Annotated in this window: 8 protein-coding genes; 2 read left to right on the top strand and 6 right to left on the bottom strand. The window is 36.8% G+C overall.

What is annotated here, in order from left to right:
- Positions 1-457 precede the first annotated feature (457 nt).
- Positions 458-2,674, bottom strand: a complete 2,217-nt coding sequence (locus ACAM30_RS17250; RefSeq protein WP_369615812.1) for a glycoside hydrolase family 3 C-terminal domain-containing protein — start codon at positions 2,672-2,674, stop codon at positions 458-460.
- Positions 2,675-2,882: 208 nt separating this feature from the next.
- Positions 2,883-4,526: a DUF6377 domain-containing protein gene (locus ACAM30_RS17245; protein WP_369615811.1), complete on the bottom strand. Its 1,644-nt coding sequence runs from the start codon at positions 4,524-4,526 to the stop codon at positions 2,883-2,885.
- A gap of 190 nt (positions 4,527-4,716) precedes the next feature.
- On the opposite strand from ACAM30_RS17245, the gene ACAM30_RS17240 reads away from it, so the two are divergent.
- Positions 4,717-5,061, top strand: coding sequence for a 5-carboxymethyl-2-hydroxymuconate Delta-isomerase (locus ACAM30_RS17240; protein ID WP_369615810.1), 345 nt, complete (start codon positions 4,717-4,719; stop codon positions 5,059-5,061).
- 234 nt (positions 5,062-5,295) lie between these two features.
- On the opposite strand, the gene ACAM30_RS17235 is transcribed toward ACAM30_RS17240, so the two are convergent.
- On the bottom strand, positions 5,296-7,557 hold the full coding sequence (locus ACAM30_RS17235; protein WP_369615809.1) for an acyl-CoA dehydrogenase: 2,262 nt from the start codon (positions 7,555-7,557) through the stop codon (positions 5,296-5,298).
- A 563-nt stretch (positions 7,558-8,120) separates the two neighbouring features.
- Positions 8,121-9,038, bottom strand: a complete 918-nt coding sequence (locus ACAM30_RS17230; RefSeq protein WP_369615808.1) for an EamA family transporter — start codon at positions 9,036-9,038, stop codon at positions 8,121-8,123.
- A 105-nt stretch (positions 9,039-9,143) separates the two neighbouring features.
- Between ACAM30_RS17230 and ACAM30_RS17225 the strand changes: the two genes are divergently transcribed.
- The gene (locus ACAM30_RS17225; RefSeq protein ID WP_369615807.1) at positions 9,144-10,562 is read left to right on the top strand and encodes a PLP-dependent aminotransferase family protein; all 1,419 of its coding nucleotides are present in this window, start codon (positions 9,144-9,146) and stop codon (positions 10,560-10,562) included.
- A 147-nt stretch (positions 10,563-10,709) separates the two neighbouring features.
- Here the strand turns inward: ACAM30_RS17225 and ACAM30_RS17220 are convergent, their stop codons facing one another.
- Positions 10,710-11,657, bottom strand: coding sequence for a bestrophin family protein (locus tag ACAM30_RS17220; RefSeq protein WP_369615806.1), 948 nt, complete (start codon positions 11,655-11,657; stop codon positions 10,710-10,712).
- Positions 11,658-11,702: 45 nt separating this feature from the next.
- Entirely contained in the window at positions 11,703-12,425 is a 723-nt protein-coding gene (locus ACAM30_RS17215; protein ID WP_369615805.1) for a hypothetical protein, read from the bottom strand.
- Between the last annotated feature and the right edge of the window lie 15 nt (positions 12,426-12,440).

The raw sequence follows: 12,440 nt of genomic DNA, 5'->3' as shown, positions 1-12,440 counted from the left end.
CAAAAAAGCGGGATTATTTGTTACAATAATCACAGTAAACACGGGAAATAATCGATAAATGCACTTTGGTGGTTTATTCTTGTTTTTTTAGGTGAAAATGTGCTTCTGTTTGGTAAATATTTGGTGCGTAATTTTTTAAATTATTGTTTTCTTTCTATCGTTTTATTTTAACACATAGAAACATAGGTTTTCTCTCTGAAATTAAGGCGTTTCACTTTAAATAAAACACTTATTCCTATGCGAAAGAAATGTATTTCTTTAAGACATTCTTACACAGCTTAAAAAACTATGTTTCTATGTGTTTAATGTTCGGCACGCAGATTTAGCAGATTTTTTTTTTACTGCTTAATACTTCCTAACACTGATTCTTTTGGTTCTAGTTTCTGAATTTATAAAAGTAAAGCTGCAACGTTATACACCTGCAGCTTTACAACCAACCAATTTTAGAAACATGAAATTATTGAAGTGAAAAACTCACTTTTGACTTTACATTGCTAGAAGATGCTCCGATAATAGCTTCAAAAGCTCCCGGTTCAGCTACCCAGTCGTGCTTTTTATCGTCGAAAAAGCTAAGTGCCGTTTTATCAATAGTAAAAGTCACTGTTTTTTCTTCTCCGGCCTGAAGGGAAATTTTCTCAAATCCTTTCAATTCCTTAACCGGACGCGGTAATGAAGATTTCAGATCACTGATATAAAGCTGAACGACTTCTGAACCTTCTCTCGTTCCGGTGTTTTTTACTTTTACCGAAAAAGTGATCTGATCTCCGGCTCCCATCTGTTTTTTATCAGCAGTTACTTTTCCATATTGAAAAGTCGTATAACTCAAACCATGTCCAAAAGAGAATAATGGTTTTACTTTTTGCTTGTCAGCCCAACGGTAACCTACGAAAATACTTTCTCTATAGGTAACATCATCGCCACCCGGAAATTCGCCTAATGCATGAGCTCCATTATCTGATAACTTTACAGGGAAGGTAAACGACAGTTTCCCTGAAGGGTTCACATCTCCAACCAAAACAGCAGCTAAAGCATTTCCTGCTTCTGTGCCTAAAAACCAGCCTTGTACAATTCCCGGAACGTCTTTTACCCATGGCATTGCCACTGCATTTCCGGAAATATTTACAAAAACAATGTTTTTATTTACTTTCACCAATTCTGCTATCAACTGATCCTGACCGTACGAAAGACCTAAATCCAAGCGATCAAAACCTTCAGCGTCTTGTTTATCACTTTTATTCGTACCTCCTATGAACAAAACAACATCTGTGGCTGCAGCTACTTTTATAGCCTCAGCTGTTAACTCGGCAGCAGAACGTTTGTCTTCCAGACTTACTTTAGCTACTACACCATTATAATTACTTGTCGGATCTCCCACATACCCTCGAGCATAAGTAATTTCGGCCTGATTTCCTATTCTTTTCTTTAATCCTTCAAGCGGTGTAATTTCGTATTTGGCTTTTAGCGAAGAACTTCCACCTCCAACAGTCATCATTTTGATGGCATTTTCTCCAATCACCGCAATTTTCTTTGTTTTAGAAAGATTAATTGGCAAAATGTTATTGTTGTTTTGGAGTAATACAATTCCTTCCTCAGCGATTTTCAAACCTGCTTTGGCGTGTTCTTCTGTTCCAAAAGAACCAAAAGGTCTGTTCTTGTCCATCGTCGTTAAGAATGACAAACGTAAAATACGACGTACTTTTTCGTCCAGTTCCTTTGTTCCAACCTCACCTTTTGCAATCATAATAGAATATGGTTTTGCCAAAAAGTAATTGTCATAAGCATTGCTGGTTCCCCAGGAAAGCCCATTCGTCCAGGAACCGAACTCCATATCCAACCCATTGTAAATGGCTTGTTTGGTATCATGAACTCCTCCCCAATCTGATACTACGACTCCTTTGAAACCCCATTCTCCACGCAGAATATCATTCAGTAAAAACTCATTATGACAACAGTGCTGTCCTTTGTACTTGTTATATGCTCCCATAATTGCCCAGGCATCTCCTTCCTGAACGGCAGCTTTAAAAGCCGGTAAATAAATTTCGTACAACGCACGATCGTCAACAATTACATTAACAGTATTACGCCCTATTTCCTGATTGTTTAAAGCGAAATGTTTCACACAGGCAGCTACTCCGTTTGCCTGCACTCCTTTGATATAAGGAACTACCATTTTCGAAGTCAGGAAAGGATCTTCTCCCATATATTCAAAATTACGGCCGTTTAGTGGTGATCTGTAGATGTTAACTCCGGGTCCTAATAATACATTTTTGTTACGGTAACGTGCTTCTTCCCCTATAGATTTACCGTATAAAGAGGATAATTCTTTGTTCCAGGTAGCAGAAAGTGCGGTTAAGGCCGGAAAAGCAATACAGGAATCATTAGTCCATCCTGCCTGATCCCATTCGTCCCATAAAACTTCGGTACGAATTCCGTGTGGCCCATCTGTCATCCAGTTTTCCGGAATCCCCAGACGCGGTACACCCGGTGAGCTAAATTTGGACTGCGCATGTATCATGGCAATTTTCTCGTCGGTTGTCATTCTTGCAAGGGCATCTTCTACGCGTTCATTAATCGATTTTTTATCGTCTAAATAAACCGGAATTTTATGCTGTGCACTTACACCGACAGAGCTCAACAATAGTAAAACAACAATTGTTTTAACGTTTTTAAACATAACTATATTTATTAAAGCATTTAATTTACAATCAGAAGAAAGTATAAGCAGTACTTCTCTTTTTAAGAATACTGTAAAGCTAAAACGTTATAGTTTGTTCTGGATTTCTAAATGAAAAAAAGTAGTGATTTAAAAACACAACTCAATGTATAACAATTGTTTACAAAAAACAAAAAGCCAAAAAAAGTAGTGATTTTAGAAGGATTTTCTAAACTTTTACGGATATTAAGCCAATTTTTGTGACCATTTCTTCAAAATCATTTCGGGAAACTGCGGCTTTATTTCGTGCTCTGGTTCGGTAATTGTAAATCGTGCTCAAAGAGTAACGTAAAAATGCTGCAATTTTTACACTGTCTGTAATTCCCAAACGAATCAAAGCAAAGATTCGAAGTTCTGTATTCATGAGTTCTCCCTGCTTTAAAACGATTTGCTCTTCCGGAATTAATAGTGCGTTGAAATCTTTTACGAAGGTGGGATATAAATTCAAAAAGATGATGTCAAAGTTTTTGTATAATTCTTCCAGTTCGTTATCTACAAGTGTGGTTGATTTCAATACTTTGTAGATCTCATCAAATTGTTTGGCAGTCGCTTTTTTGTTTAAAGTAATGCGGTAATTTTCTAATTTGTTGATATAAGCAGAACAAAGACTGAAAAAATGGGCAATGTATTCTTCTTTAACATGGTTGGATTCTGACAATTGTGCATTTCTTTCCTGCAGCTGATTGTTGGTTTCTGTAATGTCTTTGTTTAATTCGGCTAACTTTTGACTTGTATGATACAGTTCTGTCCTGATTCGCGATACTTTTTTCATTTGTTTGTAAACGTAAATGACAGCAACTACTAAAAATGCCGACAACAAACTGATGCACAAAAGGTACAGTTGAAGCTCGGTTTTTCGCTTAGCTTCTTTCTCTAAGTACACGGTGTTGATGATCGAATATACCTCTGACATTAAAAGGGTACGAAACTGAACGTTGCAATATAAAGCGTCTTCAATAGCCGACTGGGTTAGTTTATAGGCCATGTCAACATCATTGGCTTCATAAAAAAACAAAGCCAGTTCCTGAAGAGAAGCATTATCCTTGTTTGCGGTTTTTAAATCAGCAGTGGCCGAAAGTGCATAGTATTTCTTTTGAAGCTCGAGCTGCCGTGTTTCTTTATAGATGCTTGCCAAAAGATAGGTAATCATGGCATATTGGGGATGATCCTCTTTTGCATTTTTCAATAAATCCAACAGTTTTTTTTCAGCCGCAGCAAACTTTTTCTCCGACATCTCCTGCTCAATTCTGGTGATTCGATAGTTTAATGTAGAAGGATCTAAAACAGTTAGCAGCGAATCACGGTATTTGTTAATTTGCTCAATGTAGCTTAAATCGTCACTATTGGCAGCATAATGCTCTAAAAACTCGCGATAGGCAATATAATAATTAGGAAGTAGTTTTTTAGGCAATTCTTTTTTAGGAATGCTTTTTAAAATAGCTTCAGATTCGCGATATTTTCCCGATGAAGAGTACAATGTTACCAATTGCAGACTGGCCAGGTTCAGTAAATCCGTATTTTGAAGCTCGCTGGCGATTTTCAGGTTTTTTTTAACATACACAATAGCCGAATCAGAATTGAATTTCAGATATTGACTGTACAGACTTCCGTTGTAATTGTACTCCTGTTCTTTCGTTAAATCATCGGATTTGATTTTTTTAAAATTTAAAATTCGTTCTTCTCTCAAACGAACATAATGAGCTTTGTTTTTTAAAACTTCGTTTAGTTTATCGATAATACTATCTGTGCCGTCCGCTGCATAAACAGGACTTCCTAAAAAAGCAAAGAGAAAAAAGAGCAGATAATTTTTCAAACCAATTAAAGATATAATGAGACTCGCAAATATAAGAAAGTGCTACTAGAAAAAGGAAATATTTAGCAGATTGAAAATTGTGTTTTTTGTACTAAATAAAAGCTTCCGAAAAAAATAACGACACTTATTCTCCATCAGATTTTTGTAAATTTGTTGGTACTTCATTTTTTCTAATTTAAACATTATACTCATGCCACACTTTGTTATTGATTGCTCTGAAAATGTAATCCGACTAAAATCTGCCGACGATATCATGCAGGAGATTTACCATACCGCTTTAGCCACTACTCTTTTTGTTCCTACCGATATTAAGGTTCGTATTCATCCTTTCAGCTATTACAATAATGGAAATTCTTCAGACGATTTTATTCACGTCTTTGCCTACATTCTGGAGGGTCGAAATAACGATCAAAAAGCAGGATTATCAAAAGCAATTGTTTCTAAACTAAACGAGATACTTCCTGAAGTCCCTATAATTTCTATTAATATCATGGATTTTGAGAAAGCCAGCTACGTCAATAAAGCTATGGTTTAAAGACTTCATGATATAACAAAAAACAATAACAAAAACTTCTTGTTGCTACAAAACAAAATACCTAATCCGCAATAAACCAACAATTTACCCTCTTTAAAAAGAAACTACAACTAAAAAAATAAGCCACGAATTCACGAATTTTTTATGCAAACAGATTACAATAAATTCGTGAATTCGTGGCTGTTTATTTCAAGCTCTTCACATTTTACATCTCACATTTCACTCCCAAAAAAACTATTTAACCGCAATAGGTGCTGACAGACAACTCTCCGGAATATCAAAAGCATTCACCAGAGCCACCGCATCCGGTCGAATGTCCCAGCAAAGCTGATTGACTATTTTACGAATTGCTTTCGTTTTAATGGGTTCCATATAACCATCCTCAAGGTACCAGGCTCTGCTTTTTTCTAACTGTGAAAGCGCGTATAACTGATTGAGTTTCGTCAGAATTTCTTTGGTTTTACTATCTTCTACTGATTTAACTGCCAATTGAAATTGCTCCAGCACCACTCTGTCCAGATAAGCCTGAGCCACGTCGATCATTTGGTGCTGCACGACATTAAAAGCATCGTAAGGTTCTAAACCTCCATCAACCAGTTTCTTGATGCGTCGTGCTGCCGAAGCTAAAATTGTTCTCTCCCTGTGCACAAACGCCTGCAAATGAAACTCTCCATCCAATAAATGTTCCTCATCCGTTTTTCTGGTTGCTATCGGATTTTTCTCCGTAAGTGCCGTTTTCGCATTTTCATATACATAATTGATAATCCCTAACGAGCCCATTTCTCCGAATGACTTTCTGAATTCTGAGAGCCTGTTTTTGGCTACCAATTGCATCAAAACAGTATTGTCACCTTCAAAAGTGGTGTAAATTTCGGTATCGTTTTTTAATGCATTGATTCGGTTCTCTGATAAATATCCTTTTCCACCACAGGCTTCACGGCATTCCTGCAGTATATCCCTTGTGCTCCAGGTTGAGTAGGATTTCATTCCTGCGGCTAATGCCTCAATTTCCTGCATTTCAGCTTCAGTTCTGTTTAAAAAGCGATTGGTAAGGTACTGCAGCGCAAAATGTACCGCATATGTTTTTGCTAATGGCGGAATTAATCTACGCTGGTGCATTCTGTAGTTCAGAATCGGAACTTCTGACCCGCCTTCAGGTCCAAACTGTCGACGCTGATCGCTGTATCGAATAGCAATTGTCAGTCCGGATTTAGCAGCCGCCAACGCTGAACGGGGAATCCCAATGCGACCGCCGACCAAAGTCCCTAACATGGTAAAGAAACGTCTGTTGTCACTGGGAATCGGGCTTTCAAATTCTCCTTTATCATTTACAGAGGCAAAACGATCCAACATGTTTTCTTTCGGAATCACTACCTGATTGAAACTGATAGTTCCGTTGTCTACTCCATTAAGTCCCATTTTATGTCCGCAATCTCCAATTGTAACTCCCTTTAGTACAGTCCCATTGATATCTCTTAATGGAACAACAAATGCGTTCACGCCATAATCGTGATCGTCTATAATTAGTTTTGCGAAAACAGTTGCCATCTGCCCGTGAACAGCCGCATTTCCGATATATTCTTTTTGAGCATTTTTATTGGGTGTATGGATAATAAAAGTCTGATCTGTATGATTGTAAGTTGCTGTAGTTTCCAGTCCTTTTACATTAGAACCATGATGTGTTTCGGTCATCGCAAAACAACCCGGAATTTTTAATGTTCCAATATCCCTTAAATATTTGGCATAATGCTTTTCTGTTCCTAACGATTGTACACTCATGCCCCAAAGTCCGAACTGAACGCCAAATTTGATCACCAAACTTAGATCATGGTAACTCAAAGTTTCCATAATCGCAAAATAATCGGCTATGTTTTCTCCTCCTCCATATTCTTTTGGGGACGCCATATTACCCAGATTTTCGTCAGCGAGCAGCTTGCACCACTTGTAAACCGTCTGACGATAAATCGTAATATCTGTGGAAGTTTCGTACGCAAATTCAGGTCTTGAAATAATTGCTTTTACTCTATTGATTATCGCAGCTTCTTTACCATTTAAAAGAGCTGTAATTTTTTGAACATCAAACTCACTGTTGGTTTGAAAATTTGCCGTAAAAGAACCCGCTTTGGTTTTAAAGTTTTGGAGCGCTTCTTCTCCTAAAATCCCAAGATCGTTTTCCAGTTGAACAAAATTTGATTTTAAAGTTGAAATGTCAAGATCCTTTTCTGAAAGTGCCACCGCAATATCAAAAATCGACCTAATATCTTCTTTATTTTCAATGCTTTTCTCAATATCCAATTTCCATTGCGTGAGTTCATTTCGTCCCGGCGGATTTGAAATATCAACTCTGGAAAGTAATTGCTGCTTTTCTTCGGGCGAAAGCCAGCTAAGATCATTGATAAATTTCTGAATGGTAACAAACTCTTTCTGAGTTAGCAAATCATCGGACCACACCAAATAAAACAACGGAATAAAGGCCTGGAGCTTGGTATTTTTCATAAGAATATTGGTTTTTAGGTGTCGAAACATCAATTTTCAGCGAATTACGTCGCTTAAATCTCTTTTATATGTACAGTTTATGTGATATTAAAAAGTAAAAATGAAAATACTCATTCCTGTTTACATACCTTGTTAAGATTGTGGTAATTTTAATTTCATTTTGGAAAATTACAATACAAAATAAGAGAATTGTTTTTCTTTGGGATTAGGCTTTTGCCCTTTCAGGGCAATACTTTCTTTTAACTTAGATCATAGTGCGTTGCACTATGCTTTTGCTATTGAGCTTTCAGCCCTTTTAGCTGTTTGAATACTTATACTGAAATGTGAATAATCTTAAAAAGCTAAGTATTTTAAAAATGTTGCTTTGAAAGAGCTTTAGCCATAGCATAGTGCGGAGCACTATGAATGATAGGAAAGATCGTTACGCCCTGAAAGGGCAAAAGCAAACAGAGATGAGAACACATAAAAAAACAGGAATGAAAAATATTCATTCCTGTTGACACATCTAATAAGATTCTAATACTTTAGATTCTAAACCAATAAAAAACATAAAGCATTTCAAATTACTTGAGAACCTTAGGATATTGCGCTATTTTTTGCCTGATAGCAAAAATATGATGTGAATTAAAAACCAATACAGCCAGAAAAACAATACTATAAGCCACTATTTGTACAAATCCGATCGGTTCATGATACCAGAAGAGCGCCAATAAAAATGCAATCATCGGATTGATATTTAAGAGCATCCCTACCGTTGACGAGTTGATTCCCGAAAGTGCATATAAATTAAGAAACAACGGGAATATGGTAAACAGAATCGCAATAGTTTCGATACAGAAATAAAATTTGAATTCTGTTGGAACTGGCCCGCTATAAGCCGGGTAAAACGGTAATAAAAATAAGGCTGCCAATGTAATATGGAAGGTCAGTACAATAAATTTATCGAATCCTTTGTTAATACGCTGACTAACTAAATACGAAGCATAAGTAGAACCAATGACAATACTAAAAACCATGTCCATAATATTGGCATAGGATAAAAGCAAACAGCCGGAAACGCTTAATCCTACAGCCATCCATTGTGTTTTGCTTAGTTTTTCGTTCAAAATAAAGTACGCCAGTAAGGTGGTTAAAATTGGACACACTAAGTACGCCAAAGAAGTTGCTTTTACACTAACATGATTCATTACATAAATAAAGGTAAACCAGTTAGCCATTAAAAAGACACTTCCTCCAATATTCAGTAAAAGCGATCTGCGTCTCTCTAAGGCAGGTAATGCTTTAAAAGTCCCGATGGTTTCTTTGATTCTTTTTCTTTTAAAAATAAAAGCAATCAGTAACATGAGAATACTACAGCTGAAAACACGATAGAATAAAATATCTAAAGAAGGATACTCGTGAATAGGCTTTAACGCCAGGCTAAAAAATCCCCAGATGACGAAACAGGTAATGGCTGCTGCATAATATTTTGTTGTTTTCACAAGTAATTCTTTTTAGGTTCGTTATTGAATAAAGCAAATTTCTAAAAAATAAAACAGCAATACAGATACAGTTTTTGTAAATTGCACCATAACAGTTTCTTTTTTATGAAAAATTCCAACTACTTGTATCTACAGTTTGCTGACCGAATTGAAAAGCAGATAAAATCGGGGGTTTTAAATGTGGGCGATAAGCTGCCCTCAATACGGGAAGTCTGTGCCGAAACGGGTTACAGCATGAGTACGGTAAGTAAAGCCTATTATGAAATTGAAAGCAGGTCTCTTATCGAATCCAGACCGCAATCCGGTTATTATGTGACAAACATTTCGGCCAGAACCATTCCTGAGCCCACGCCCAGCAGTCCTGTTTTAAAATGCGTGAACATTGACCGGGAAGATTTAATTGATCAGGTTTACAAAAACATGACCGATCCGAGTATTACGATGCTTTCTCTGGGGTTTCCTTCGAACGAATTGCTTCCTATTGCTAAATTAAATAAGGGAATGATTCAGGCCATGCGTCAGCTTCCTAATAGCGGTACCAGTTATGAACAGGTACAGGGTAATCTTAATCTAAGAAAAGAAATTGCACGATGGTCTTTCACTTGGGGAGGTTCTTTAACGGAAAGAGACATTATTACCATGCCGGGCTGTACAAGTGCCATATCACATTGTTTGATGACACTAACCAAACCCGGAGACACCATTATTACCGAAAGTCCCGCTTATTTTGGCATACTCCAATTGGCTAAATCTCTGGGTTTATATATCATGGAACTGCCTACCAATATGACTACGGGAATAGAACTGGATGCGCTGAAAAAAGCACTTTCTACTAAAAAAGTAAAGCTCTGTTTACTGATGAGTAACTTCAGTAATCCGTCGGGAAGTATGATGCCCGTTGAACATAAAAAGGAAGTGGTGCGATTAATGGAGTTTTACAACGTTCCATTGATTGAAGACGATATTCACGGTGATTTGTACTTTGGCTCAAGCCGTCCAACCAATTGCAAAACCTATGACGAAAGCGGCATTGTACTTTGCTGCAGTTCGGTTTCAAAAACTTTGGCACCGGGATATCGTGTGGGCTGGGTTTCTCCGGGGAAATTCAAAAAAGAGATTCTACGCAACAAAATCTATCATACCCTCTCCACTCCTACTATCACACATCAGGTAGTTGGTGACTTTTTGAAAAATGGCCGATATGAAAATCATCTTCGAAAAATACGTCAGATATTGAATCACAACTGTACCAATTATATCAATACGGTTTTAGAGTCATTTCCCAAAGGAACTAAGGTAAGTCAGCCACAAGGAGGTTTTTTTCTTTGGATTGAATTGGATAAAAATATAGATACGGCCGCTTTTTATCAGTTAGCCATGCAACACAAAATCAGTTTTGCTCCTGGCAGAATTTTTACTTTTCAGAATCAGTTTTCAAATTGTATGCGATTGAGTTTTGGACTGCCGTGGACCAATGAATTAAGAGGGTCTATACAAACCTTGGGAAAATTGATTGGCCAATAAAACCAAGTCGCAGTTTGCAGTCACATCTCACATTTAACATCTCACATTTCACACCCAACTGGTCAAAGTACATAAAAAAACTGGACAGCCGCATTAACAAAGCGCTGTCCAGTTAACAAATTGAGAAACCAAAATCAATTCACATAATTATAAAACAAAATAAGCGTTGTTTTCCGCTTTCTTTAAATCGGGTTGAAGATCGAATTCTTTGATGATGTCAAACTCGCTTTGGTACTCGTTTAACATTTGCATCAAGTTCTTTTCGATGGTATTCGAAATTGCCGTAACAGGTGTATCTGTTGGTCTGTTTTCGAATGGATCCTGCAAATGGATGGCCATTTTTTCAATTAAGAAGAACGTTCCTCCGATAATTGTAATTAACGGAACGGCAAACCAGCTTAATAAACTGATCAATCCGAAAGGCAGCAATAGAATAAACAAACACAGCGTCATTCTGATGTACATGCTGTAAGTGGTTGGAAAAATGGTGTTTTTAATACGTTCGCATTTCCCCATTGCATCACATAATCTTGACAAAGTATTGTCTATTTCAACCTGTTGGTAAGGATTTAATCGTTTTTCTTTCTTGGCAATTCTAAGATCTCTACCATGAAGCAGTAATATGGCATTTGGAATATTCTGATGGTTTTTCACAAAATTCAGCTCTTCTTCACTGATCAAATCTTTAATTGGTTTTATTGCATCTTTATTACGCAGCGCCTGTCCTAAACTGTAACACCATGCGATTTGTCTTTTGGTGAAGTTTTCTTTGAACTCGTTTGCTTCTACAGAAAACCCCGGATCTTTATAAAAAGTAAGCATTTGTCGCACCAAAGTTCTGGACTCATTTACAATTGATCCCCAAATAATGCGTGCTTCCCACCATCTGTCATAAGCCTGATTGGACTTAAAAGCCAGTAATAAGGATATAATTGTACCTACCATGGTAGGAATTGCGATTGGTATTTCGATCGCAACATTGATGAAATAATGATGAAAAATTTCAAATAAAATGGTATAAGTCATTACAAGCGCCAATTCCACCTTAATTTTCCCGAGAACGTACCTCATTGGAATTCTTTTCTTTAATAACATATCTTTCCGTTTAAATTAAACTTGTTTTTTTTTTAGAAATTGGTTTTACACCAACTCTTCGTAGAGCGAAAGCACCGGTAGACCAGTTTTATCGTTTATACTCTCTTTTTTATTTTTCTTGAATTGAATTTTCTCTCCTTTGCGGGTTTCTACCAGCAAATCGATATCGTATTTTGAAATCGCTTCTGATAAGTAAGGAGCAAAATTCTCGTAGTTGTCTTCAAAACTGGAAGTCTGGCTTACAATTTCAAATGAAAAATTGTTGTTCAAAAACTGCTGAACATCTTTTACATGCATGTTGGCACGTCCGTTTTCAATATAAAGCGCTTTGTTGAAGTCTTCTTTGTATTGCTCTGAACCTAAATGCAGAATCGGGCATCTTTGATTTCCGGCTAATTGTACCAGGTATTGGTGAATTCGTTTTGTTTCCTGTTTGTACGAATTGGTAAGCACTACCAGTTTTATAGCAAAAACATCAATAATACGTTTAAAAATAGGAGAAGAAAGTCCGTATTGATTGTGTACCTTTATTTTACAATTGGGTGTATGTTCAATAATGTATCGGCAAGTGTCCAGCACTTCTTCCTGACTTGCAGTAAGTCCGGTGCGCATTTCACGTAAAAAATTAGAGGATGAAAAGGCATCAGGAGTCTCTGATACCATCATAAGAATAATTTCGCAATCTGAATCTTTTGCCTGACCAACAGCTGATTTTACAGCACAAATTGTATCGTCTTTTAAAGTAGTAGGTATAAGGAAATTTTTCATAAGTATACTCTTTTA

Source organism: Flavobacterium sp. CFS9, assembly GCF_041154745.1.
Classification (GTDB): Bacteria; Bacteroidota; Bacteroidia; order Flavobacteriales; family Flavobacteriaceae; genus Flavobacterium.
Note: the sequence above shows the minus strand (reverse complement) of the source record. Positions and strands in the feature narration are given on the sequence as shown.

What these genes read in the sequence shown, in the direction of transcription:
- ACAM30_RS17215 (WP_369615805.1), bottom strand. Translation starts at nt 12,425, where the DNA reads ATGAAAAATTTCCTTATACCTACTACTTTAAAAGACGATACAATTTGT.
- ACAM30_RS17220 (WP_369615806.1), bottom strand. Translation starts at nt 11,657, where the DNA reads ATGTTATTAAAGAAAAGAATTCCAATGAGGTACGTTCTCGGGAAAATT.
- ACAM30_RS17225 (WP_369615807.1), top strand. Translation starts at nt 9,144, where the DNA reads ATGAAAAATTCCAACTACTTGTATCTACAGTTTGCTGACCGAATTGAA.
- ACAM30_RS17235 (WP_369615809.1), bottom strand. Translation starts at nt 7,557, where the DNA reads ATGAAAAATACCAAGCTCCAGGCCTTTATTCCGTTGTTTTATTTGGTG.
- ACAM30_RS17240 (WP_369615810.1), top strand. Translation starts at nt 4,717, where the DNA reads ATGCCACACTTTGTTATTGATTGCTCTGAAAATGTAATCCGACTAAAA.
- ACAM30_RS17250 (WP_369615812.1), bottom strand. Translation starts at nt 2,674, where the DNA reads ATGTTTAAAAACGTTAAAACAATTGTTGTTTTACTATTGTTGAGCTCT.